The organism is Streptomyces sp. NPDC002817, assembly GCF_053592055.1.
This window is the reverse complement of sequence record NZ_JBSFUY010000050.1, coordinates 12,831-36,282: the sequence shown is the minus strand read 5'-3', so window position 1 is coordinate 36,282 and position 23,452 is coordinate 12,831. Positions and strand designations below refer to the sequence as shown.

At 71.5% G+C, this 23,452-nt stretch carries 24 protein-coding genes; 11 read left to right on the top strand and 13 right to left on the bottom strand.

What is annotated here, in order from left to right; genetic code table 11:
* Positions 1 to 84: 84 nt before the first annotated feature.
* The 4 genes from ACWD3I_RS45665 to ACWD3I_RS45650 are packed head-to-tail and all read left to right on the top strand — an operon-like array spanning position 85 to position 4,689.
* Complete coding sequence (locus tag ACWD3I_RS45665; protein WP_365408351.1) at positions 85 to 1,494, top strand: extracellular solute-binding protein; 1,410 nt, start codon at positions 85 to 87, stop codon at positions 1,492 to 1,494.
* A complete protein-coding gene (locus tag ACWD3I_RS45660; protein ID WP_365408354.1) occupies positions 1,491 to 2,438 on the top strand; it encodes a carbohydrate ABC transporter permease in 948 nt (315 codons plus the stop codon). Before ACWD3I_RS45665 ends, ACWD3I_RS45660 begins: the two co-directional genes overlap by 4 nt.
* Positions 2,439 to 2,452: 14 nt before the next feature.
* Entirely contained in the window at positions 2,453 to 3,307 is an 855-nt protein-coding gene (locus tag ACWD3I_RS45655; protein WP_365408357.1) for a carbohydrate ABC transporter permease, read from the top strand.
* Entirely contained in the window at positions 3,304 to 4,689 is a 1,386-nt protein-coding gene (locus tag ACWD3I_RS45650) for a glycoside hydrolase family 32 protein (protein WP_365408360.1), read from the top strand. The genes ACWD3I_RS45655 and ACWD3I_RS45650 overlap by 4 nt, the downstream gene beginning before the upstream one ends.
* On the opposite strand, the gene ACWD3I_RS45645 is transcribed toward ACWD3I_RS45650, so the two are convergent.
* Positions 4,652 to 5,713 carry a LacI family DNA-binding transcriptional regulator gene (locus tag ACWD3I_RS45645; RefSeq protein ID WP_365408456.1) on the bottom strand — a complete coding sequence of 354 codons (1,062 nt, stop codon included), beginning with the start codon at positions 5,711 to 5,713 and terminating at the stop codon, positions 4,652 to 4,654. The genes ACWD3I_RS45650 and ACWD3I_RS45645 overlap by 38 nt on opposite strands.
* 98 nt (positions 5,714 to 5,811) lie before the next feature.
* Between ACWD3I_RS45645 and ACWD3I_RS45640 the strand changes: the two genes are divergently transcribed.
* Both ACWD3I_RS45640 and ACWD3I_RS45635 read left to right on the top strand, forming a co-directional pair.
* Positions 5,812 to 6,642 carry an aldo/keto reductase gene (locus ACWD3I_RS45640; RefSeq protein WP_365408363.1) on the top strand — a complete coding sequence of 277 codons (831 nt, stop codon included), beginning with the start codon at positions 5,812 to 5,814 and terminating at the stop codon, positions 6,640 to 6,642.
* A gap of 93 nt (positions 6,643 to 6,735) precedes the next feature.
* Positions 6,736 to 7,173 carry a cupin domain-containing protein gene (locus tag ACWD3I_RS45635; protein ID WP_365408366.1) on the top strand — a complete coding sequence of 146 codons (438 nt, stop codon included), beginning with the start codon at positions 6,736 to 6,738 and terminating at the stop codon, positions 7,171 to 7,173.
* Here ACWD3I_RS45635 and ACWD3I_RS45630 read toward each other — a convergent pair whose 3' ends face one another.
* The 4 genes from ACWD3I_RS45630 to ACWD3I_RS45615 form a co-directional block, all read right to left on the bottom strand.
* Positions 7,174 to 9,513 carry a SpoIIE family protein phosphatase gene (locus ACWD3I_RS45630; protein WP_365408369.1) on the bottom strand — a complete coding sequence of 780 codons (2,340 nt, stop codon included), beginning with the start codon at positions 9,511 to 9,513 and terminating at the stop codon, positions 7,174 to 7,176. It abuts the gene before it with no gap.
* 64 nt (positions 9,514 to 9,577) lie between these two features.
* Entirely contained in the window at positions 9,578 to 10,045 is a 468-nt protein-coding gene (locus tag ACWD3I_RS45625) for a peroxiredoxin (RefSeq protein WP_365408372.1), read from the bottom strand.
* A complete protein-coding gene (locus ACWD3I_RS45620) occupies positions 10,042 to 10,422 on the bottom strand; it encodes a DoxX family protein (protein WP_365408375.1) in 381 nt (126 codons plus the stop codon). The genes ACWD3I_RS45625 and ACWD3I_RS45620 overlap by 4 nt, the downstream gene beginning before the upstream one ends.
* Before the next feature lie 71 nt (positions 10,423 to 10,493).
* On the bottom strand, positions 10,494 to 11,243 hold the full coding sequence (locus ACWD3I_RS45615) for an AraC family transcriptional regulator (protein WP_365408378.1): 750 nt from the start codon (positions 11,241 to 11,243) through the stop codon (positions 10,494 to 10,496).
* Between the two features lie 54 nt (positions 11,244 to 11,297).
* Between ACWD3I_RS45615 and ACWD3I_RS45610 the strand changes: the two genes are divergently transcribed.
* Positions 11,298 to 12,467 carry an MFS transporter gene (locus tag ACWD3I_RS45610; RefSeq protein ID WP_365408381.1) on the top strand — a complete coding sequence of 390 codons (1,170 nt, stop codon included), beginning with the start codon at positions 11,298 to 11,300 and terminating at the stop codon, positions 12,465 to 12,467.
* Here ACWD3I_RS45610 and ACWD3I_RS45605 read toward each other — a convergent pair.
* The 7 genes from ACWD3I_RS45605 to ACWD3I_RS45575 form a co-directional block, all read right to left on the bottom strand.
* On the bottom strand, positions 12,425 to 12,940 hold the full coding sequence (locus ACWD3I_RS45605) for a MarR family winged helix-turn-helix transcriptional regulator (RefSeq protein ID WP_365408384.1): 516 nt from the start codon (positions 12,938 to 12,940) through the stop codon (positions 12,425 to 12,427). The genes ACWD3I_RS45610 and ACWD3I_RS45605 overlap by 43 nt on opposite strands.
* Before the next feature lie 130 nt (positions 12,941 to 13,070).
* Complete coding sequence (locus tag ACWD3I_RS45600) at positions 13,071 to 14,240, bottom strand: NAD(P)/FAD-dependent oxidoreductase (protein WP_365408387.1); 1,170 nt, start codon at positions 14,238 to 14,240, stop codon at positions 13,071 to 13,073.
* Entirely contained in the window at positions 14,237 to 14,431 is a 195-nt protein-coding gene (locus ACWD3I_RS45595; protein ID WP_365408390.1) for a ferredoxin, read from the bottom strand. The genes ACWD3I_RS45600 and ACWD3I_RS45595 overlap by 4 nt, the downstream gene beginning before the upstream one ends.
* A 53-nt stretch (positions 14,432 to 14,484) precedes the next feature.
* The gene (locus ACWD3I_RS45590) at positions 14,485 to 15,690 is read right to left on the bottom strand and encodes a cytochrome P450 (protein ID WP_365408393.1); all 1,206 of its coding nucleotides are present in this window, start codon (positions 15,688 to 15,690) and stop codon (positions 14,485 to 14,487) included.
* A gap of 283 nt (positions 15,691 to 15,973) precedes the next feature.
* Positions 15,974 to 16,612, bottom strand: coding sequence for a response regulator transcription factor (locus ACWD3I_RS45585; protein WP_365408459.1), 639 nt, complete (start codon positions 16,610 to 16,612; stop codon positions 15,974 to 15,976).
* 58 nt (positions 16,613 to 16,670) lie between these two features.
* Positions 16,671 to 17,354, bottom strand: a complete 684-nt coding sequence (locus ACWD3I_RS45580; RefSeq protein ID WP_365408396.1) for a TetR/AcrR family transcriptional regulator — start codon at positions 17,352 to 17,354, stop codon at positions 16,671 to 16,673.
* On the bottom strand, positions 17,348 to 18,568 hold the full coding sequence (locus ACWD3I_RS45575) for a cytochrome P450 (RefSeq protein ID WP_365408399.1): 1,221 nt from the start codon (positions 18,566 to 18,568) through the stop codon (positions 17,348 to 17,350). Before ACWD3I_RS45575 ends, ACWD3I_RS45580 begins: the two co-directional genes overlap by 7 nt.
* Positions 18,569 to 18,833: 265 nt before the next feature.
* On the opposite strand from ACWD3I_RS45575, the gene ACWD3I_RS45570 reads away from it, so the two are divergent.
* Together ACWD3I_RS45570 and ACWD3I_RS45565 are read left to right on the top strand one after the other, a co-directional pair.
* Entirely contained in the window at positions 18,834 to 20,066 is a 1,233-nt protein-coding gene (locus ACWD3I_RS45570) for a sensor histidine kinase (protein ID WP_451084390.1), read from the top strand.
* On the top strand, positions 20,063 to 20,731 hold the full coding sequence (locus tag ACWD3I_RS45565) for a response regulator transcription factor (RefSeq protein ID WP_365408405.1): 669 nt from the start codon (positions 20,063 to 20,065) through the stop codon (positions 20,729 to 20,731). The genes ACWD3I_RS45570 and ACWD3I_RS45565 overlap by 4 nt, the downstream gene beginning before the upstream one ends.
* Positions 20,732 to 20,735: 4 nt before the next feature.
* Here ACWD3I_RS45565 and ACWD3I_RS45560 read toward each other — a convergent pair whose 3' ends face one another.
* On the bottom strand, positions 20,736 to 21,416 hold the full coding sequence (locus tag ACWD3I_RS45560) for a TetR/AcrR family transcriptional regulator (RefSeq protein ID WP_365408408.1): 681 nt from the start codon (positions 21,414 to 21,416) through the stop codon (positions 20,736 to 20,738).
* 114 nt (positions 21,417 to 21,530) lie between these two features.
* Here ACWD3I_RS45560 and ACWD3I_RS45555 point away from each other — a divergent pair, with 114 nt between their 5' ends.
* Together ACWD3I_RS45555 and ligD are read left to right on the top strand one after the other, a co-directional pair.
* Positions 21,531 to 22,268, top strand: coding sequence for an SDR family oxidoreductase (locus tag ACWD3I_RS45555; RefSeq protein WP_365408411.1), 738 nt, complete (start codon positions 21,531 to 21,533; stop codon positions 22,266 to 22,268).
* A gap of 129 nt (positions 22,269 to 22,397) precedes the next feature.
* A complete protein-coding gene (gene ligD, locus ACWD3I_RS45550; protein WP_365408414.1) occupies positions 22,398 to 23,378 on the top strand; it encodes a non-homologous end-joining DNA ligase in 981 nt (326 codons plus the stop codon).
* Positions 23,379 to 23,452: the final 74 nt, after the last annotated feature.

The following is a 23,452-nucleotide window of genomic DNA, read 5'->3' as shown; positions in this document are numbered from 1 at the left end:
GGGTGCACGACTCTTGACAGCACCGTGCGCCACTTCCCATCATCTGGGGCGTCAACCCTGAACTAACACGAGTTAGGCCCTTGGATGACCGACTCGCACCTCACCCGCCGCACGCTGCTGCGGTACGGCGCCTACGGCACGGGCGCCGCCGCGCTCGCCGGTACCGCCGCCAGTTGGGACCGGCTCACCGGAGCCGACATCCCCGGACGCGACGACGGCTCGCTCGTCGTCGCCACGCTCGGCCCCGCCTACGGACCGGAGGCCGTGCGCACCCTCACCGAGGGTTTCCGGCAGATCCACCCCGACATCAAGCTCCGGATCAACGCCGTGCAGGCCGTCGACTGGTCGGACTTCTTCGCGAAGATCCTCACCCAGATCGCGGCGGGCACCGCGCCCGATCTCGTGTACGTCGCCACCGAGGGCGTGCAGTTGTTCGCGCAGCGCCTCGGGGTCCCGCTGGACGACTGGGTGAAGCGGGACGCCGAGGAGCTGCGCGAGTACTTCGCCGACGTCCACCCCTCGCTGGTGGAGTCGATGATGTACGAGGGGAGCCTCTACCAGTTGCCGGTCGAGTTCAACGCCGCCGACATGTACCTCAGCGACCAGGTGCTCAAGCGGGCGGGCGCGGACTTCCCGGCCCCCGACTGGACCCGCGACGACTTCACCGCCCTGCTGCGGGACATGAAGAAGTCCAGCGGCTCCCAGTTCACACCGTACTTCTGGACGAACCGGCTGTGGGGCGGTGTGGTGCCGTGGCTCTTCGCCAACGGCACCAATCTGCTCACCGAGTCCAAGGCGCCCGGCGGCGACTGGCTGTGGGACTCCTTCTACCCCGCCGCCGAGCGACGGGGGCGCGGGGGCGGGTTCCGGTGGACGACCCCGCAGGCCACTCATGAGCGAGTGGAAGAGACGTACGACTATCTCGCCTCCCTCATCCAGGAGGACCTGTGCAGCCGGCCCGAGGGCGGCAACGGCCAGAACCTGATCGGTGTGTTCTCCACCGGCCGGGTCGGCGTCACGCCCGCCGGCGGCTTCTGGGCGGGCGGTCTGCATCTGGCGGGCATGGAGCCCGACAGCTTCGACGTGCAGTACTTCCCGCGCTGGCGAACTCAGCGCATGCAGTTCGGCGCCGCCGGCTACGCGCTGCTGCGCACCTCGAAGCGGCAGGACGAGGCCTGGGAGTTCATCAAGTACGCCGCTCGCAGGGACACCCTGATGCGGCTGTTCGAGACCAACCAGACCACCCCCGCCCGCCGTTCGATGCTCACCGCGGACCGCTACCAGGAGATCGGCCCGAAGCACTGGCAGGTCTTCTACGACACCCTCGACAAGTTCCCCGACACCGGGCCCATCCCCGCCCCGCCGCAAGTGGCCGAGGTCGAACAGGTACTGCTCAAGCACACCGGCACCGCGCTGGCCTCCCGGCGTGCGGTGGCCCCCGCGCTGCGCCGGATGCAGGGCGATCTGGAGAAGGCCATGGAGCGTGAGGTATGACGAGCACTCAGACACCCGCGCCGGTCAAGGAGTTCGCCCCGCCCGTGACCGCCTCACGGCCCTCGGCGCGCGACCGCGGCACCCGGTTGCTGGCCACGCTCTTCCTGGCACCCACGATCGTCGGCATCGTCGTCTTCACCGTCGTGCCGATCGTCGGCTCGGTGATACTGAGCCTGTTCCACTGGAACGTGATCGACGACCCGAGCTTCGCCGGGGCCGCCAACTACCGTGAGGTGTTCGGCGATTCGACCGTATTGGTCTCGTTCCGCAACACGCTCGTGTTCATGGTGTTCGCGGTCGCGCTGCAACTGCTGATCGCCCTGGTCCTGGCTCTGGCCGTCAACGGGCGGATGCCGGTGTGGCTGCGCTCGGTGTTCCGCTCGGCGTTCTTCTTCCCGCTGGTGCTGTCCGCCGCCTCGATCTCGGTGGTGATGAAGTACCTGTTCAACCAGGACTTCGGGGTCGTGAACTGGCTGCTGGGGACGGTCGGGATCGCTCCGGTGCCGTGGCTGACGTCGGAGAACGCGGCGATGACGACGGTCGTCCTGGTCTATGTCTGGCAGCAGTTCGGGTTCTCGTTCCTCCTGTTCGTCGGGGGCCTCAACAACATCCCCAAGGAGATCCACGAGGCCTCCTCCCTCGACGGCGCGACCGGCCTGCGCAAGCACCTGAGCATCACCCTGCCCCTGCTCTCCCCCACCCTGCTGGTCGCATCGGTGGTCGGGATCATCAACGCCCTCCAGGTCTTCGAGCAGCCCTACGTCCTCACCAACGGCGGTCCCGGTGACTCCACCCGGACCGTGGTGATGGTCATCTACGAGAGCGCGTTCGAACAGCTGCGCTTCGGTGAGGCCTCTGCGGTGGGTGTGCTGCTGTTCGTGCTGATCATGGCGGTCACCGCCCTCCAGTTCCGGCTCAGCCGGCGTTTCGTCCACTACCAGTGAGCCGGGTGACCTCCATGAGCCAAGCGACCCTGAATCTGAGCCGTGCCCGCTACTCGCTCGCCCCCTGGGCGCGGATCGCCGCCCTCGCCGTGTGCGCCCTGCTGACCCTCGGTCCGGTGATCTGGACCGTCTCCACATCCCTGCGCACCCCGGCCGAGTCCTTCGACCTGCCACCGAAGATCATCCCGACGAATCCGACGGCGGAGTCGTACCGCGGGGTCTTCGACCAGATCGACGTCTGGCTGCTGGCGCTCAACTCCACGCTCGTGACCGCGCTGATCGCCGTCGGCCAGATGATCACGGCCGGTCTTGCCGGATATGCCTTCGCGCGCCTCGAGTTCCGGTTCAAGAAGCCGCTGTTCGGCCTGGTGCTGGCCACCATGATGGTGCCGTTGCAGGTGACCATCGTGCCGGTGTTCCTGGTGCTGAAGTCGATGAGCCTGACCGACACCCTGCTCGGGCTGATCATCCCGGCCTTCCCGACCGCGTTCGGCACCTTCCTGATGCGCCAGTACTTCCTCGGCATGCCGAAGGACCTGGGCGAGGCGGCGATGCTGGACGGCTGCGGGCCCTGGCGGATCTTCCGGTCCGTGTACGCGCCGCTGGCCGCGCCCGGCCTGGCGATCGTAGGCGTGCTGGCCTTCAACTACCACTGGAACGAGTTCTTCCGACCCTTGATCCTGGAGACCTCCGGCCAGAACTACACCCTCCCGCTGGGGCTGGTCTCCCTCCAGGGCAACCTCGGCACCGGCTCCATCTCGGTGGTGCTCGCCGGTGTCGTGCTCTCCATGCTCCCCGCCGTCGCCGTGTTCCTCGTCGGCCAGCGCCCTCTGCGCGAGGGCATCACCTCCGCAGGAGTCAACCGTTGAGCCACACCCCCGACGCCCCCCGGTTCAGGGTCCGGCCGCCCGCGAACTGGGTCAACGACCCCAATGGGCCGTTCCGTTGGCGGAACCGCTACCACCTGTTCTTCCAGCACAACCCGGATGCCCCGGTCCACGCGAACGTCCACTGGGGTCATGTCTCCAGCCCCGATCTCGCCGACTGGGAACATCATCCGGTCGCCCTCACCCCGACCCCGGGCGGCCCCGACGAGGCAGGCTGCTGGTCGGGGTGCGTGGTCGACAACGAGGGCGTGCCGACTGCCGTCTACACCGGTGTCGACCGGCACCACACCGGGCTCGGCTCGATCTGTCTGGCACGTGCGCTGGTGCCTCAGGACGAGACCCTGACCGACTGGAAGCCGCTGCCCGCACCGGTGGTGACCGGCCCGCCGGCCGGCCTGGACGTGGTGATGTTCCGCGACCCGTTCGTGTTCCGCAGCGACGGCCGACGGTGGGCGCTGGTCGGCGCGGGGCACGCCGACGGGACTCCGTCGGTGCTCGTGTACGACTGCGACGATCTGACCGACTGGCGGTTCGCCGGGGTGCTGCTCGACGGCGACGACCCGGTCGCGGTGGACGTGTTCGGGGACAAGGCCGTCGGCTGGGAGTGCCCTCAGCTGTATGCGACGGCGAGCGGGGAGTGGGTGCTCGTGGTGTCGCTGTGGGACGGGGACCCCTGCTCCACCGGCTATCTGACGGGGCGTCTCCAACCTTGTGGGGACGGGGAGTTGCGCTTCGAGACCCGCGCCGGCGGTCGGCTGGACCACGGACGTGACTTCTACGCGCCCGCCGTACTCCAGGAACCGGACCGGGCGTTGATGTGGGGCTGGTCCTGGGAGGCCCGCGAGCAGCGCGAAGTGGATCGCGCCGGGTGGGCCGGGGTCCTCAGCGCACCGAGGGTCGTCGATGTCCGTCCGGACGGCGCCCTGAGCGTCGTACCGGCTCCGGAGCTCGAACTGCTGCGTGCGGACGAGCCGTTCACCACGGCACCGGACCGTCCCACGACGCTGCCGGACGCGTACGACCTGACCGTGACCGCATCGACTCGCACCACCGTGAGCCTGCTGCGGTCCGCCTCGGGCGCACGGCTGACGGTCCTGCTCGACCCGGACGAGGGCACGGTGACGCTCGACCGCGCGGACTGGCCACGGACACGGCCCGACGGCTCGGCGCCGATCGTGGTGCGGGCCCCCGCCGCAGAGGTGCGGATCCTCGTCGACGGCTCGCTGTTCGAGCTGTTCGTCGACCGCAGGGCCACGGTGACCGAGCGGGTCTACCGGCGGCCGGGAGATGTGCCCGAGCTCGTCGTCACGGGCACCGGGGCCACGGTCACCGGCTGGGAGCTGGTCCCACCGACGCACGACTGATCACCGGGCAGGCGAGCCGCCGTACCGTCGCGGGCGAGGTCCTGCCGGTGTCGATGGAGTCGAGGAGGAGCCGTGCGGCGGCCTCGCCCATCGCCCGGTGGGGCAGCGCGACCGTGGTCAGGGCCGGGGTGAGGTACGCGGCCATGTGTTCCTGGTCGTCGTAGCCCACCACCGACAGTTCCTCGGGGACCGCGATACCGAGCCGGGTCGCGGCGTGCAGGACACCTGCCGCGACCCGGTCGTTGTAGCAGAAGACCCCGGTGGGCCGCCGGTCGGCGGCGATGCCGTCGAGGACACGCAGCGCGCCCTCGTACCCGCTGCTGATCTCTCCTCCGCTGCGCACCACCCACTCCTTGGGGACGGTGATGCCCTCGGCGCGCAGAGCGTCCCGGAAGCCGCGCAGCCGGTCGGCGGAGGCCATGTCGTCCTGGCCGCCCACCATGGCGACCCTGCGGTGCCCCTCGTCCAGCAGCAGCCGGGCCGCCGTCCGGCCCCCGGCGCGCTCGGCGGGGATGACGGCGGGCAGCGAGTCGTCATCGGGGACGCAGTTGGCAAGGACGGAGTGGGTGCGGTGCAGACCCTCGGGGACGCGGACCCGGCGCAGGGACATGGCCGCGTAGATGATGCCGTCCACACGCCGGTCGAGGAGCTCGGCGACGGCCGCGTCCTCCTTGGCGGGGTCGCCGCCGGAGTCGACGGTCAGAACGAGGTGCTCGCTGTCCCAGGCGGTCTCCATCGCACCGCGCAGCAGACGGCCCGCGAAGGGCGAGGTGGCGATCTCGTCGGTGACCAGGCCGATCACGGCCGTGCGGCGGCGGCGCAGTCCGCGGGCGACGGGGTCGGGGCGGTAGCCGAGCCGGTCGGCGGCCTGCCGGATGCGTTCCTGGGTGGCGGGCGAGAGATTGCCCTCGGCGCGGCCGTTGAACACGAAGGAGACCGCGGTGTGGGAGACCCCGGCGAGCCGGGCGACATCCTTCGACGTGGGACGTCCGCCCGGCTGCCGGGTCTCCTCGGTGCCGCCCATGCCGTCCGCCGCCTTCATCCCCCACCCGTCCGGTTGATCACGGCTCACCTTATCGGCGAGGCTGGGGGGACGACACGGTCGAGGGAAAAGGTCCAACAGTGATCGACAGCCCGGTACACACACTCAACGACGGTACGACGTTCCCGGCCATCGGCCTGGGCACCTGGCCCATGGACGACGCGGAGGCGGAGCGGGCGGTGGCGCAGGCCCTGCGGCTCGGCTACCGCCTGGTCGACACGGCGACGAACTACGGCAACGAGGCCGGAGTGGGTCTCGGTGTCACCCGCAGCGGTGTCCCCCGCGAGGAGATCGTCGTCGCGACGAAACTCCCGGGCCGGCACCACGGCTACGAGGAGACCCTGGCCTCCTTCGAGGAGTCCCGCCGCCGCCTCGGCCTGGACTACCTGGACCTCTACCTCATCCACTGGCCGCTCCCCCGCGTCGACAAGTACGTCGACTCCTGGCGGGCCATGATCAAGCTCCGCGAGGAGGGCCTGGTCCGCTCCGTCGGCGTCTCCAACTTCACGGCGGAGCACATCGAGCGGCTGGAGAAGGAGACCGGGGTGCTGCCCGCCGTCAACCAGATCGAGCTGCACCCCTTCCTCCGGCAGGACGAGCTGCGTGCCTTCCACAGCGCCAAGGGCGTCCGCACCGAGAGCTGGAGCCCACTGGCCCCCGGCTCCACGCTGCTGGACGACCCCGTCGTCGCCGCGGTCGCCGAGGCCCACGGGGTGACGCCGGGGCAGGCCGTCCTGCGCTGGCACACACAGCTCGGCTCGGTTCCGATCCCCAAGTCGTCGAACCCCGACCGGCAGCGCGCCAACCTGGAGATCTTCGGCTTCGAGCTCGGGCCCGACCAGATGGCGGCGATCGCCGACCGGGCCCAGGAGCGCCGGGGCGGAGATCCGGAGGTGCACGAGGAGTTCTGAGTTCTGCCGAATCCGGCCCCGACTACCGATCTCTGCCTCTATGTTCGCTGCGGAACATCATCGATCTTCCGCTCAAGCGTCAGGAGGCCCCGTATGCGCACCTCGCTCCGCGTCGGCATAACCGGGGCGGTGGCCGCGGCCACCGCCCTCACCTGTGGCACCACCGCCCAGGCGACCCCGCCGGGCCCCGGCGTCACGGCCAAGCTGATCAGCCAGGTCACCGTCGGGGGCACCGACTACACCGTCAGAGAGATCACCGTTCCGCCCGGCCAGGCCACCGGCTGGCACTACCACGGCGGCCCCGTGTACGGGTACGTGAAGCAGGGCACGCTCACCCACTACCACTCCGACTGCGCCACGGACGGGGTCTACCCGAAGGGCACCGTCGTCCGGGAGCCGGGCGGGCCGAGCGACGTCCATCTCGGCCGGAACCTGGGCGACACTCCGCTCGTCCTCGAGGTGCTGTACGTGCTGCCGCACGGTTCGGCCTTCTCCGAGGACGTGCCGAACCCCGGTTGCGACTTCGAGTGATCAGTGCGGGGGCAGCGGCTGTTCGGCCCAGATCGTCTTGCCGGCGCCGGTCTGTCTGCTGCCCCAGCGCTGGGTGAGCTGGGCGACCAGCAGCAGTCCGCGCCCGCCCTCGTCGTAGGCGTGGGCGCGGCGCAGATGCGGCGAGGTGGAGCTGCCGTCGGAGACCTCGCAGATGAGGGTGCGGTCGCGGATCAGCCGCAGCTGGATGGGCGGGGCTCCGTAGCGGATGGCGTTGGTGACCAGTTCGCTGACGACGAGTTCGGTGACGAAGCCGGCCTCGTCCAGGCCCCATGTGGTGAGTTGCTCGGTGGCGGCCTGGCGGGCGTCGGCCACCCGGGCGGGGTCGGGTGTGATGTCCCAGGTGGCGACCCGGTCGGCGCCGAGCGCGCGGGTACGGGCCAGCAGGAGTGCGACGTCGTCGCTCGGCTCCTCCGGGAGCACGGCTTTCAGGACGGTGTCGCACAGGGCGTCGAGGGAGCTGGCGCGTGCGGTGAGGGCGCGGCAGAGCTCATCGGTGGCGTGGTCGATGTCGCGGTCGCGGTCCTCGATGAGGCCGTCGGTGTACAGGGCGACGACGGCGCCCTCGGGCAGTTCCACCTCGGTGGCCTCGAAGGGCAGTCCGCCGACGCCTAGCGGGGGTCCCGCGGACATGGGGATGAGCTCCGCGCTGCCGTCGGGCAGGACGAGGGCGGGCGGCGGGTGACCGGCGGCGGCGAGGGTGAGCCGACGCGACACGGGGTCGTAGACGGCGTAGAGGCAGGTCGCGCCGAGTTCGGCGATGTCGTCGTCGCTGTCGTAGGCCGCCAGGTGGGTGACCAGGTCGTCGAGGTGGGTGAGGAGTTCGTCGGGCGGCAGGTCCACGTCAGCGAGCGTGCGGACGGCCGTGCAGAGGCGGCCCATCGTCGCCGAGGAGGCGATGCCGTGCCCGACGACGTCGCCGACGACGAGGGCGACGCGGCTGCCGGAGAGCGGGATGACGTCGAACCAGTCGCCACCGATGCCCGCGAGGGAGCCGGAGGGCAGATAGCGGTGGGCTACCTCGACGGCGGCCTGGCCGGGCAGTCCCCGAGGCAGCAGGCTGTGCTGGAGGGCGAGCGCGGTCGTGCGCTCACGGGCGAAGCGGCGCGAGTTGTCGATACAGACGGCGGCGCGACTGGCGAGCTCCTCGGCGAGGGCGGCGTCGTCCTGGACGTAGGGGTCCGAGGGGCCGATACGGACGGCTACGGCGACACCCAGCGTGATGCCGCGGGCCCTGAGGGGTACGGCCAGCATCGAGTGGGTGCCCTCCCGGAAGGGCCGGCCCTTGGGTGCGCGGGCGTTGCGCTCGCGGACCCAGCGGTCGAAGGACGGCTCACCGACCCGGCTGAGCACGGCCCGGCCCTCGCGCAGGGCCCGCGCGGGCGGCGAGTACGGCGGGTAGACGTCCAGCGCGCCGAGGCGGACGGCTGCCTCCGGGGTGCCCTCGTGGGCGGAGCCGTGGGCGACGCGGCGCAGGACGACGTCCTGCGGCATGGCGCTGGGCGGTTCGTCCGGGCCGAGGACCCATTCGAGGAGGTCGACGCTGGTGAAGTCGGCGAACCGGGGGACCACGAGCGACACCAGTTCCTCGGCGGTGCGGACCACGTCGAGGGTGGTGCCGATGGCGTCGGCGGCCTCGTTCAGCAGGGCCAGGCGCTGGCGGGCCCAGTGCTGCTCGGTACTGTCGAAGGCGGCCAGGGCGACCCCGACCACGTCGTCGACGCCGTTGCGGACCGGCCACATCTCGATGTTCCAGGCGTGGTAGCGGCTGCCGGACGGGGCGCGCGTGTAGCTCTCGTAGTGGAGGGGCTCGCCCGTCTCGGCGACCTGTCGCAGATGCCAGTTGAAGCCCCGGCTGTGCTCGGCCTCCTCCACGGTCTCCGGGAAGAACCGGCCGAGGAGGGCCTCCTCCGGCACCCCCATGACCTGGCAGGCGACGTCGTTCAGCCGCAGGTAGCGCTGCTGCGGATCGAAGACCGACATGGACATGGAGGCCTGCTGGAAGGCCTGCCCGGCGAGGGTCGGCTCCGCCCCGCCGGGCTGCTCCGCGGTGATCACGAACCCGCCGGGTGAGCCGTCCGGGCCCAGCACCTCGCACGCCCGCAGCGGGAGGGCGACGGGGGTACCGTCCCGGTGCCGCAGGACGACGGTCCCGGTCCGGGCCGCCAGGACGTCGGGCGACGGGACCTCGGCGAGCAGCTCACGCACCGGGAGTCCCACGGCCTCCTCGGCCGGGTATCCGGTCAGCCGCCGGGCACCGTCGCTCCACCCCGTCACCATGCCGCGCGCGTCGATGATCGCCGCAGCCGAGGCGTGCTCCATATCGTCCAGGATGGTCCCTTTGCCGCACCGCAACAACCTCGGTACGGCTACCAGGACTCGTACGTCACTTGCGGTGGTCGCGCAGAGCGGCGAGGGCCCGGTCGGCGTGGGTGTTCATCCGCAGCTCGCTGCGGACGACCTCCAGCACGGTGCGGTCCTGCGCTATGACGAAGGTGACCCGCTTGGTCGGGGCCAGCGAGAACCCGCGGGTCACCCCGAACCGCTCCCGGATCGCCCCGTCGGCGTCGGACAGCAGCGGCATGCCGAGCGTGTGCTTGCCGGAGAACTCCTGCTGGCGCTCCACGGAGTCGCCGCTGATGCCGACGGGGCGGGCGCCGACGGCTTCGAACTCGGCCGCCAGATCACGGAAGTGACAGGCCTCGGCGGTGCAGCCGGCGGTCATCGCCGCGGGGTAGAAGAAAAGGACGATCGGCCCGTCGGCGAGCAGCGAGGTCAGGCTGCGCGGGGTGCCGGTCTCGTCGGGCAGTTCGAAGTCCTCGATCTTGTCGCCGACGTCCATGCGCGCGCTCATGCCTGACCCTCCGTGTTCCGTGCGACGTTGCGGGCCCACAGGACGAGGGGCACCTGAAGCGGCAGCCGTGCGATCGCGGCGGCCTTCTGCGGGGTGGGGCGGTGGCGCCAGTCCACGGCCATCTTCACGTTCGCCGGGAAGACCCCGACGAAGAAGGCGGCTGAGGCCAGGGCGGCGGCCTTGCGGGTGCGGGGCGCCACGAGACCGGCCGCCAGCGCGAACTCGGCGACGCCGCTCGCGTAGGTCCAGGTCCTGGGCGATCCCGGCAGGAACTTCGGGATGGTCGCGTCGAACGAGCGCGGCGCGGCGAAGTGGGTGACCCCTACGCCGGCCAGCAGACCGGCCAGCAGCAGGGGTGAGCGTTGGGACCGGGGCACGGTTCCTCCTAGGGGGCTTGCCGCGCGATATTACTGGACGGTACAAGCAGGTCGTACGGCGGCCTCTTCACCTAAGGGGAACGGCGGTTGTGGGTCCCGGGCGTGTGCCCGAACGAGCGGCGGAAGACCTCGATGAACGCGCTCGTGGACGACCAGCCGCAGCGGTGGGCGACGGTGGTGACGGGTGCTCCGTCGGCCAGCATCCGCAGGGCGTGGTAAAGGCGTGACTGGGTGCGCCACTGCGGGAAGGTCATGCCGAACTCGCTGCGGAAAAGCCTGCTGAGGGTGCGCTCGCTCGCCCCGGTCACGGTGCCGAGGGCGGCGAGCGTGCGCGGGTCGGCGGGGTCGGCGTGCAGGATCTCGCAGACCGCGGTCAGGCGCGGGTCGGTGGCGGTGGGCAGGTGCAGGGGCTGCTGGGGCGAGGCGCGCAGCTGGTCTCGGAGGACGGCGAGCAGTCGGTGGCGTTCGGGGCTGTCGTCGTCGGGGGCCCAGGTGTAGGCGACGATCAGTTCGCGCAGGAGCGGTCCTACGGCGAGGACGGTGGGGGCGTCCAGGCCGGGTGGGTTGTCGTCGGCGGGCAGACCCACCAGGTGCAGGTCGAGGTGGCCGTGGGCGCGGTGCGCGTGGACGGTGCCCGCGGGGACCCAGATGGCGCGGTTGCCGGGGGCGAACCAGGTGCCGGCGTCGGTGGTGACGGCCAGGACGCCGGAGCCTGCGTAGACGATCTGGTGGTCGTCGTGCCGGTGCGCGTCGATGCGCTCCCCGGCGGCCAGGCTCTGGGCACGGGTCGGGGCCTTCGGCGTATGGCGGATGTCCGACACAAGTAGGCAGTTTATCGAAAGCGCGCCAGACCTCGCTCTCGCGACGATCTCGGTATGACCGCGATACGCCATCTGTCCTCGGGGCACGCCTGCGTCGACGTCTATCAGGGAGCGGTGGCCGCCCTGGTGCCGTACTTCGTCGCCGAGCGCGCCTACACCTACGCCGCCGCCTCGGGCGTCGTCCTCGCCGCGTCCTTGCTGTCGTCCGTCGTGCAGCCGCTGTTCGGTGCGCTCACCGACCGGTGGGCGATGCCTTGGCTGCTGCCGCTGAGCGCGCTGACCGCCGGGGCCGGGGTGGCGCTCAGCGGGGTCACCGACTCGTACGCGCTGACCCTCGCCGCGGTCGCCGTGTCCGGGGTCGGGGTCGCCGCCTACCATCCGGAGGCCGCCCGGGCGGCCCGGGCCGCGGCGGGCGGCAGCCACACGGCGATGGGCTGGTTCGCCCTGGGCGGCAACCTCGGCTTCGCGGCGGCACCGCTGCTCGTCATGGCCGTGGTCGGGATCGGCGGTCTGGGCGCTTCTCCCCTGCTGATCGTCCCCGCCCTCGCGGGGGCGGTCCTGTGCGCGGCGGCGGTCCGCGCGGCCGGACGCCGTTCCGTGTCCGGCCGTATGTCCGCCGGTGCCGGCCGCGACGACTGGCCGTCGTTCCTGCGGCTGTCGGGGGCGATCGTCTGCCGGTCGGTCGTGTTCGTCGGGCTGAGCGCGTTCGTCTCGCTGTACGTCCGTGAGCGCACCGGGGGCGGGGAGGTGGCCGGCACGATCGCGCTGTGTGTGCTCTACGCCGGGGGTGCGGTGGGCACGGTGGCCGGAGGGCGGCTCGCGGACCGGTACGGGCGGCTGACGGTCGTGCGCCGGTCGTACGTGCTGACCGTCCTGGCCGTCGCGGGGCTGGTGCTCGTACCGGGACCGCTCGTCTTTGCGTTCGTCGCGCTCACCTCGGCCGGCCTGTATGTGCCGTTCTCGCTGCATGTCACGCTCGGCCAGGACTATCTGCCGCGGCGGGTCGGCACGGCGAGCGGTGTCACGCTGGGGCTGACGGTGAGCGTCGGCGGGCTGGCCGCGCCCGCCCTGGGGGCACTCGCCGACGCCACGTCTCTGCACATCGCGCTGCTCCCGCTCGTCGCCCTGCCCGCGGTGGGCCGGCTCCTGATGTGCGGGCTGCGCGAACCCGCCGCCGAGGATCAGACGGTGGTCGCCGGCTCCGTGTCGTCGTCGACGGCGTAGGCCAGGAAGTCGTCGACCATGCGGTGGAAGAGGGTGGCCAGCTGCCCCAGCTCCTCCGGAGCCCACTCGGACAGGGCGAGCTGCATGCCGCGCGCGCCGGCGTCCCGGACCCGGTCGATGGCCTGCCGGCCCGCCTCGGTGAGCTCGATGCGCTGGGCGCGCCGGTCGTCGGGGTCCGGGACCCGGGTGACGTACCCGGTCTTCTGGAGCTGCTGCACGGTACGGGTCACGTGCGAGGCCTCCACGCCGAGCCGGTTGGCCAGCTCCCCCGGGCGCAGCGGCTCGGAGTCGGCGACCTGGCGCAGCAGTGCCACGGCGGCCCGGTCCAGCGGCACTCCGGCCAGGGCCATCAGCCGGTCGTGCTGCCGGGCGCGCGTGCTCAGGTACGTGATGCGCGTCAGCGCCCGCTCGATCTCTATCACTTCGGAGGACGCGGGGCCTTCGGGGAGCTCGGGGAGCGATGGGGTGGCCATGCGAGCCACTTTACCATCTTGTTGCGTAACTCAAGTAATCTACTGCGTACGTTTACGCGGACTACTGCGCCGAGAGTAGGCCCGCCGAGCGGGTGGGGTGCCGAGGACCGCTCTCCTCGACACCCCGGCTTCAGACCGCCGCCCGTACGGTCTCGCTCCATGCCGCGCCGGTCACGATCGACTGTCGCCACAGCCGGATCGCCTTGGGCGGCATGCCGACCGCGAGGGCACCGCTCACACGGTCGCCGGTGCGGTACACGGCGACGAACCGCCGGTCGGCCACGTCGCCCTCCACCACGGCGACCTCGTCGTGGCCGCGCAGGAAGCCGTACGCCTGGATCTTCATGTCGTACTGGTCGGACCAGAAGTACGGCACCGGCGCGAACGGCTTGCGCGCCTCGGGGTCGAGGAGGTTGCGGGCGGCCGCCATGCCCTGTTCGGCGGCGTTGGTGCGGTGCTCGATCCGCATCGACGTCCCGAACAGCGGGTTGTACCAGCGGGCGACGTCACCGGCCGCGTACACGTTCCGCGCGGCCTCGCAGTACTCGTCGCAGATGACTCCGTCGCCGACCGCCAGACCGCTGCCCTCAAGCCACTCGGTGTTGGGCAGCGAGCCGACGGCCACCAGCACCTCGTCGGCCTCGACCACTTCGCCGCTCGCGAGCCGCACCCCGTCCTCGGTCACCTCGGTGACCGTGACCCCGCAGCGCAGGTCCACGCCCCGGTCGAGATGCGCCTGCGAGAGCACCCGCCCGACCTCCGTGCCGACGGCGTGCGCCAGCGGCACCGGGGCGGGTTCGAGCAGGGTCACCTCGGCGCCGAGACGCCAGGCCACCGCGGCGGCCTCCGCGCCGAGGAATCCGGCACCGACCACGACCAGCCGCAACCCCGGGCCCAGCCGGTCGCGCAGGGTCAGGGCGTCGTCCAGGGTTCGCAGCACATGTGCGCCCTCGCCGGGCAGCCGACGCGGCCGGACGCCGGTGGCCAGGATCAGTCCGTCGTACGGCACCGTCGAGCCGTCGGCCAGCCGCACCGTGCGCTCGGTGAGGTCGAGGCCGGTCGCGCGGACACCGAGGCGCAGGTCCAGGCCGAGCGCGGTCAGGTCCGCGGGGGCGCGCAGGTCCAGCCGCTCGGGCCGCCACTCGCCCGACAGCACCTGCTTGGACAGCGGCGGGCGGTCGTACGGCGCAAGGGGTTCGTCGCCGACGAGGGTGAGCGGGCCGTCGTAGCCCTCCCGGCGGAGCGTCTCGGCCGCCGCGAGTCCGGCGGCCGAGGCTCCGACGACGACGATCCGGTTCACTGCCGGACCAGTCGGATCGCGGCGGCCGGGCAGACCGCGACGGCCTCCTCGACGTCGTCGACGAGTTCGTCGCCGACCTCCTCCGCCAGCAGGATCGCGATGCCGTCGTCGTCCTGGTCGAAGACGTCCATCGCGGCGAGCACGCACTGCCCCGAGGCGACGCACTTGTCGGCTTCCAGCTCCACCTTCATGGGATTGCCCTTCTTGTCGCGTGTTGCTTGTTCGTTCGCGGGACGGGGAGCCGTCACCAGGCCACCGGCAGTTCGTGGACGCCGTAGATGAACGCGTCGTGCTTGAACTTCACGTCCTGGACGTCGCAGGCGAGCTTGAGGGTGGGGATGCGCTTGTAGAGGGTGCCGTAGACGACCTGGAGCTCCATGCGGGCCAGGGGCTGGCCGAGGCACTGGTGGATGCCGAAGCCGAAGGCGACGTGGCGGCGGGCGTCCCGGGTGATGTCGAGGCGGTCGGGGTCCTCGAATGCCTCGGGGTCGCGGTTGCCGATCTCGTTCACCACGATGATGCCCTCGCCGGCCTTGATGACCTCTCCGGCGATCTCGATGTCCTCCGTGACCGCGCGGCGGCGCCCCTGGTGCGTGATGTTCAGGTAGCGCAGGAGTTCCTCGACGGCCGAGGCCACCAGTTTGGGGTCGTCGCTCTCGCGCAGAAGGGCGAGCTGGTCGGGGTGCTCGAGGAGGGCTGCGGTGCCGAGCGCGATCATGTTCGCGGTGGTCTCGTGTCCGGCGATCAGCAGGAGCAGCGCCATCTCCGTGGCCTGCTGATGGTCGAGTTCGCCCGTGGCGATCCGTCCGGCGATGCTCGACAGCAGGTCGTCCCTGGGTTCGGCGAGCCGCTTGCCGATCATCGTGGCCAGGTAACCGGCGATCTCCCGGGTCGCGACATTGCGCTGCTCGGGTGTCGCGGTGCTGCTCACCATCGTCCTGGTGCTGGACTGGAACATCCCGTGGTCCTCGTAAGGCACCCCGAGCAGTTCGCAGATCACCAGCGAGGGGACGGGCAGGGCGAACGCCTCGACGAGGTCGACCGGTTGCGGGCCCGCGAGGAGGTCGTCGATCAGGCCGTCCACGATCCGCTGCACGGCGGGCCTGAGGGCCTCGACCTTCTTGATGGCGAAGGGGGCCGTCACCAGCCGGCGCAGCCGGGCGTGTTCGGGGTCGTCCATCATGATGAAGCTGAGCTTGCCCTCGCCGCCCTCGGAGCTGGCCTTGGGCGGGAAGCCGGGGCGGTCGATGTCCGAGCTGACCCGGGCGTCACCCAGCAGGGCGCGCTGCTCGGCGTAGCGGGTCACGAGCCACGGTTCGCTGCCGTCCCACAGCCGCACCTTCGCCAACGGACCCTGGTCCTGGAGCTCTTTGAGGCCGGGCGGCGGGTCGAAGGGGCAGCGGGCGGCCCGCGGCATGGGGAACTCGGGAACAGCCAGTGCGTCGGCCATGGTTCTCCTCGGTGGTGGGGGGCTCCGGTCGAGAGTCGGAGCGCCGGGGGGAAGGGGCGAGGCCTCGATGAGCACATGCAAACAGACGGGCCTGACGGGCTCCGGTCAGTTCCCTGACAGAAAGCTGACGTGACCCAGATCACATGCTGAACTCTTGCCAGATGGGTTCACAACTCGCTTGCACTCTCCACGAGTTGACCCCATCAACGAGTGGCGCGAGCGGTCGAGGACACCTCGGCCGACGCCGCGAGGAACGAGCGCTCCCGGCGTTTGCTACCGCGCCTCAGGCCTCTGCCTCGGCCTGTCCCAGCCAGTAGCCGAAGCCCCGCCGGGTGTGGATCAGGGCCGGGGCGTCCCGGTCCACCTTGCGCCGCAGCCGGGACACGAGCTGCTCGATGGCGTTGTCGCCTCGGAAGTCGCCCCAGACGTACCGGCTGATCTGGTCCTTGGACAGCACCCGGTGGGCGTTGACGAGGAGATGGCGCAGCAGCCGGTACTCCGCGGGCGTGAGGTCCAGTGCCAGCGTTCCGCGCCGTGCCTGGCAGAGGGCGTCGTCGAGCACCAGGTCGCGGTAGCGCGGTCCGCCCTCGTGGCGTGGGACCGGGCCGCGCAGTAACACCTGCATCCTGGCCAGGACTTCGGCCACCCGAAAGGGTTTGGAGACGTAGTCCTTCTCGCCCAGGCCGAGTTCGGGCAGGAGGCTGTCCAACGAGTCGTCCGCGGTGAGGAACAGGACCGGCGGTCGGTGGGTGACGGGCGGCAGGCGCCGGCTGCCGAGGTCGGGCACGTCGGGCAGGGTCGTGTCGAGGACGACGAGGTCGTAGCGGTGCTCCGCGGCCCGCGTCAGCGCCTCGGTCCCGGTGCCTGCCACGGTGGTGCGATAGCCCGCCAACTCCAGGGTGACGGAGAGCAGTTCGGCCATCTCCGGCCCACCGACGACCAGCACGTGCTGCCCGGAGCCACGCGCGAGCGCCGGCCTCTCACCGATCACGCGCGGGCTGCTCCTTCCCCTGTGTCACCGGTGCCCGCCAGATGCCGACGACCGCGTCGGCGAGCCCGGTGGCGTAGTCGTGCCAGCTGGAGCGAGCGGTGGGCCGGTGCTCGGCGAGGGCGCGCTCCCGTTCGGCGGGCAGATGGATGAGCAGATGGCGTGCCATGTCGCCGCGTTCGGCGCGGACCTCGGGGGGCAGTTCGGGCAGACACCGGTGCATCCCGTCGACGATCTGCCGCAGGGACGGGGAGGCAAGGGACTCCTCCACCATGATCCGGTGCAGTGCCGGGTCGGTCATCACCTGCGCGCAGAACCGCGCGAACCAGGTGGGGCCGCCCAGGGCCGCGAGGTGCTCCGGGACCGGGCGGACCAGACAGTCCACCCAGTCCCGCAGGTCCGTGGAGTCGCCGATCCCCGCCAGCAGCCGGGCGCGGATCTCCTCGATGCGCTCGGCATGCTTGCGGACGATGGCGCGGACGAGGTCGGCCTTGGTGCCGAAGTGGTAGCCGACCGCGGCGTTGTTGCCCTGTCCCGCGGCCTCGCTGACCTGGCGGTTGGAGACGGCGTAGACCCCGCGCTCGGCGAACAGCCGTTCGGCCGCGGTCAGGATCAGCTCCCGGGTCGCGCTGACCTGTTCCGCCCGTACCGCCCTGCCTGCCGCCATCGTCACCATCGCACCGGGACTTCCCTCAGCCCTCCGACGGCCAGCCCCTCGAGCCGTCGCAGGTCCTCCGCCGCAACGGCGAGTTCCAAGGACGGAAGCCTACGCAACAGCACGTCGAGGACGGTCTGCAGCTCGACACGGGCCAGCGCCCGGCCCAGACAGGCGTGCGGTCCCACCCCGAAGGCGAGATGCGTGTTGGGCTGCCGGTCGAGCCTCATCTCGTCGGCGGCGTCGAAGGTGGTCTCGTCCCGGTTGGCCGCCCCCATGCTGCACAGCACGGTCGTGCCGGCCGGCAGGACGGTGTCGCCGACCTCGGTCCGCTCGGTCAGGTAGCGCGGTATGCCGATGCCGGGGTCGGCGTCGATCCTGAGCGCCTCCTCGACGGCCGGCCGCACCAGGGAGGGATCGGCGAGCAGCCGCTCCCAGCGTCGACGGTCGGCGAGCAGCAGGGCGACCGTCTTCCCGATCATGTTCGCGGTGGTCTCGTGCCCGGCGATCAGCAGGGACTGGCCGGTGTAGACGAGTTCCCGCTCGGACATCCGGTGGCCGTCGGGCTCCACGGCCTCGATGAGTGCGCCGAGCAGGTCGTCGCCCGGCGCCTCCCGCTTGGCGACGACGTGTGCGGCCATGTAGTCGACGTAGTCGTCCTGCGCGGTGTCGACCTGCTCCTGGGTGTACCGGGTCAGGTTGAGCAGGGCGTCGGACCAGTGGGAGAAGCGGTCGCGGTCCGCTTCGGGGACGCCGAGCAGGCCGCAGATCACCCATACCGGCAGCGGGAAGGCCAGGTGAGTCCGTAGATCCGCGGGCCCGCCGTGCGCCACCATCTCGTCGACGAGACGTTCGGCCATCGCCTCGATCCCCGGCCGCAGCGCCGCCATGCGGGTGACCGTGAACCACTGGCCCACCATCCGCCGCCAACGCTGGTGGGACTCCCCCTGCTGCGGGATGAACCTGGCCATGTCGGTGTTGAACACGCCGCCCGTCCCGTCGTCGGCGATGCGGGCGGCGTCCTCGGAGTCCAGCACCGCGGCGAACCGCGGGTCGGAGAGCACCTGCCGGACGTCGTCGTAGCGGGTCAGCAGGACCGCTTCGTCCCCGCTGGGCAGGGTCACCCGGGCCACGGGGCACTCCTTGCGCAGCAGTTCCCACTCGGCGGGCGGCTCCAGCGCCGTACCGCCGTACATCGGATAGGTCAGCGCCTGCTTCTCGAAACTCCGGGACATGAGCCCTCCTCCGGTCCGGCGCCATTGCCGCACGGTCAGGCAATCCCGGGAGATCCAACCAAGTCAAGCAGTTGACTTAAGATCGTCGAACTCCGGCCGGCCGTGCTCGTGCCCGGGGATGAGTGGGCAGGTCCGCGTACTGCGTACTCAGTAGCCGCGATGACCGCCGGGCGCACGACGACGTGAGGGCACCTCGCCCGGCAGCCTGGAGCGGCACCCACGACGGGCGACCCTCGCCCATCGTTCCCGGCGGGTTTCACCGACCATGTCCTCAGGCACCGACCGGAAAGCGGCGATGAGCATCCCCTGGCAGCGATACGCGGACGACCACGCCCGCACCGTCGACACGATGACGGCCGCGCTGCTGTTCGCGTGCTTCCTGTTCGGCAGCGAGATCAACTTCCCGCAGGTGAAGCAGCCCGACCCGGTGGGCCCCACGATCGCCCTGGCCACCGTCGCCTGCGGTTCCCTCTTCTGGCAGCGCACCCGTCCCCGGACCGTCGTCATGGTGACGGCGATGTGCACCGCCGCCGCATCCGCGCTGGGCATGCTGCTCACACCGCTCCTGATGGCCCCGCTCATGCTGGGGCTGTACCGGCTGGCCGTGCACACCGGCCGCCGAGCCGCACAGTTCGCCTTCCTCGTCGCCCTGGCACTGCTGATCACGACGGCCTGCCTGGCGGATCCCGTCGGTCATCCATGGCCCATGACCACGCTCGGCCCCGCCGCCTGGCTGCTGCTCCCGGTCGCCACCGGCAACGCGGTCCGGCTGCGCAGCGCCTACGTGGAGGCCGTGCAGGCCCGCGCCGAGTACGCCGAACACAGCCGGGAGGAGGAGGCCCGGCACCGCGTGGCCGAGGAGCGCATGCGCATCGCCCGGGAGCTGCACGACGTCGTCGCCCACCATCTGGCCCTGGCCAACGCCCAGGCGGGCACGGCGGCCCACCTGTCGCGCACCCACCCCGATCAGGTGCACCGGATCCTCACCGAGCTCGCCGGTACGACGTCGGCGGCGCTGCGTGAGACGAAGGCGACCGTGGGCCTGCTGCGCCAATGTGACGCCCCCGACGCGCCGCTCGCCCCCAGCCCGGGCATCGCCCAGCTCGACGAGCTGACGGCCTCGTTCGAGGCGGCGGGGCTTCCCGTCCGGGTCGACACCGAGGGCACCCCCCGGCCGCTGTCGCCGGGCGTGGACCTGACGGCGTACCGCATCGTGCAGGAGGCGCTGACCAACGTGACCAAGCACGCTGCGGCCAGGATGGCGTATGTGCGCCTCGGGTACGCGACCGATCATCTGACGATCACCGTCACCGACGACGGAACCTCGACCGCCGCCGCGGAACCGGGGCAGGGCTTCGGTCTGATCGGCATGCGGGAGCGGGCCCGGTCCATGGGCGGCGCGCTCAAGGCCGGGCACCGCGACGAGGGCGGCTTCGAGGTGACGACCCGCCTGCCGCTGTACCCCATCGCTCCGGACCGGGAAGAACGGAACCCATGACCATCCGCGTACTGCTCGCCGACGACCAGGCCCTGCTGCGGGCCACCTTCCGGATCCTCATCGACTCCTGCGAGGACATGGAGGTGGTCGCCGAGGCGGCCGACGGTTCCGAGGCCGTCTCCCTCGCCCGCGCGCACCGCCCGGACCTCGTCCTGATGGACATCCGGATGCCGGGCACCGACGGACTGGCCGCCACCGCCGCCATCTGCGCCGACCCGGACCTGGCCGACACCCGGGTGCTGATCCTGACGACGTTCGAGATCGACGAGTACGTCGCCCAGGCGCTGCGGTCCGGGGCGAGCGGCTTCCTCGGCAAGGACGTCACCGCCGACGTGCTGCTGGCCGGGGTACGGACCGTGGCCTCGGGCGAGTCCCTCCTGTCCCCCGTCGCCACCCGCACCGTGATCGCCCGCTTCCTGGCCGCGCCCGCGCGCGGCGCCCGCCTCGCGGTGCCGGGGGACCTCGTGGCGCTGACCGCGCGTGAGCGTGAGGTGATGGCGTGGGTGGCCGAGGGCCACTCCAACGAGGAGATCGCTCAGAAGCTCTTCGTCAGCCCGCTGACGGTACGCACCCATGTGCACCGCGCCATGACGAAGCTGGGCGCCCGGGACCGCGCGCAACTCGTCGTCATCGCCTACCAGTCGGGGCTCGTCCAGGCGCCCTGAGAGGTCAGTTCCCGGCGAGCGTCTCCAGCCACTGCTGCAACAGGCCGGACTCGGCCGGGGTGAAGGACTCGTGCGGCTCCGCGCGCAGCCGGGCCGCGAGGGTGGCGGCCGCGACGGGCACACCGTCCCCCTGTGCGGCTCCGGCCGGGCGCGTCAGGGAGTCGATCACCGCGTCCCGCAGGCGGGCCGAGAATCCCGGATCCGGGTACTGCTCCGGTCTGGTGAGCATCGACAGGGCCGCGCCTACGTTGGCGGACATGATGATCTGCGTGGCGAGGACGGGCGGGACGGTGAGCCGGCCGGCCGCCGCGCAGCGTTCGAGGATCGCGTGCAGCAGGGCGTGCGCCTCGCTCGCGGCGGCGGGCGGGACCGTCAGCTCGGGCGAGTACATCAGGCGGTAGTGGTGGGGGTGCTCCAGCGCGAACCGCATGTGGTTGTCCCAGCCGCTCTTCAGGTCCGCGACGGGGTCCTCGCCGGGCCGGGCCGCGCGCTTGGAGGCGAGGTACTGCTCGAATCCCCGGTCCACCACGGCGGCGAGCAGCCCGGCCTTGTCGCCGAACAGCCGGTAGAGCATCGGCGCGCCCACGCCGGCCGCCTCGCACACGGCACGTGTGGAGACCTCTGCGGCCGGGGCCGTGGCGAGCAGTTCCGCGGCGGCTTCCAGGATCTTTTCCCTCGCGTCCATGCCTGCACGGTACGACATTCGTAGCGCCGATACGAGCCGGGGAATACCAGCGCTACGGACCCGTGTTATCGTCGTTACGTGATGCACGTAGCGTCGCTAACACAAGGAGCGGACATGACCACACAGCAGCGCGTCGCGATCGTCACCGGAGGATCGCGCGGCATCGGACGCCAGGTCGCCCAGCAGCTGGCCGCCGACGGGTTCGCCGTCCTCGTCGGATACGCGGGCAACAAGGACGCGGCCGACGAGGTCGTGCGCGACATCGCGGCCACCGGGGGCTCCGCCGTCGCCGCCCGCGCGGACGTCGGCGACGAGGCCGAGGTGGCCGCCCTGTTCGACCTGGCGGAGGCGACGTACGGCGGGGTGGACGCCGTGGTGAACGCGGCGGGGCGGATGCTCCTCGCTCCCGTCGCGGAGCTTGATCTCGACGAGCTCGACGCCCTGTACCGCACCAACATCCGCGGCACGTTCGCCGTCGGCCAGCAGGCCGCCCGCCGGCTGCGTCCGGGCGGGGCGCTGGTGAACTTCTCCAGCTCGGTCGTCGGCCTCGCCTTTCCGACCTATGGCGCGTACTCCGCGAGCAAGGGGGCGGTCGAGGCGCTGACGCTGGTCCTCGCCCGGGAGCTGCGGGGCCGTGACGTCACCGTCAACGTGGTCGCGCCCGGCCCGACCGCCACCGACCTCTTCCTCGACGGCAAGGACGAGGAGACCGTCGCCCGGCTGGCCGCCCAGCCGCCGCTGGAGCGTCTCGGAACACCGCGGGACATCGCCTCCGTGGTCTCCTTCCTGGTCGGTCCGGGCGGGCACTGGGTCAACGGGCAGGTGCTGCGGGCCAACGGCGGGATCATCTGAGGGATCCGACCGGGCCGACGGGGCCGCGAGCCCCTTGAGGTGCCCCTGCCCTCCTCCGGGACACCGCCGTTCAGGCGAAACCGCTCCCACGCGCGCGTGCCGACGCCGGGGCCCGTCGACAACTGACCCGTGAGCCTCCCCCTGATCCCACCCATGCTCGCCACCTCCGGCACCCTGCCGTCGGCCGCTCAGGACGCGCACTGGGCCTACGAGACCAAGCAGGACGGCCAGCGCGCCGTGGTGTACCTCGCCGGGGACGGAAGCGTGCTGCTGCGCGCCCGTTCCGGGGAGGACATCACCGCCGCCTATCCCGAACTGGGGGCACTCGGCGGCACGCTCGGCACGCTGCCCGCCGTACTGGACGGCGAGGTCCTGGCGCTCGACGAACAGGGTCGCGCCGACTTCCAGTTGCTCCAGTCCCGCATGGGGCTGGCCCACGCCCCGGGCAAGGCCGCGCGGAAGGCCGCCGAAGCACCCGTCCATCTGGTGCTGTTCGACGTGATGCATCTGGCGGGGCACTCCCTGACCGCACTTCCCTATGTCCGACGGCGCGGAAAGCTGGAGGAACTGGGCCTGGACGGACCCTTCTGGTCGACCCCGGGCGCCATCGTCGGACACGGTCGACAGGCGCTGGAGGCCACCCGCGACCACGGCCTCGAAGGCCTGGTCTGCAAGCGGCTCGACTCGGTGTACGAGCCCGGGGTGCGCTCCCGCGCCTGGATCAAGATCCGCAACATGCGCAGCGAGGACGTCGTCGTCGGCGGCTGGCTGCCCGGAAAGGGACGGCTGACGGGCCTGCCGGGCGCCGTGCTGGTCGGACAGCGCACCGCCGGACGCCTTCGGTACGTCGGCAACGTGGGCACCGGCTGGAGCGAGACCGAACGGACCCAACTCGCCGCCCTCCTCGGGGCCGCGGCGACGGACGTGTGCCCCTTCGACACCCCGCCGCCGGTCGCGGGCGCGCACTGGGTCCTGCCCCGACTCGTCGGCGAGGTCCGCTACAGCACCCGCACCCGGGCGGGACTGCTGCGCCAGCCGTCCTGGCTGCGACTGCGCCCCGACCTCGCACCGGAGGAGTCGGCGGCCGACCTTCCGGACGACCTTGTCTGACATCCCGAACAAGATCCCACTGTTCGGACGGTTGTTACCAGAGAGTCGCTTACGACATCTTGGCGCGGACATGA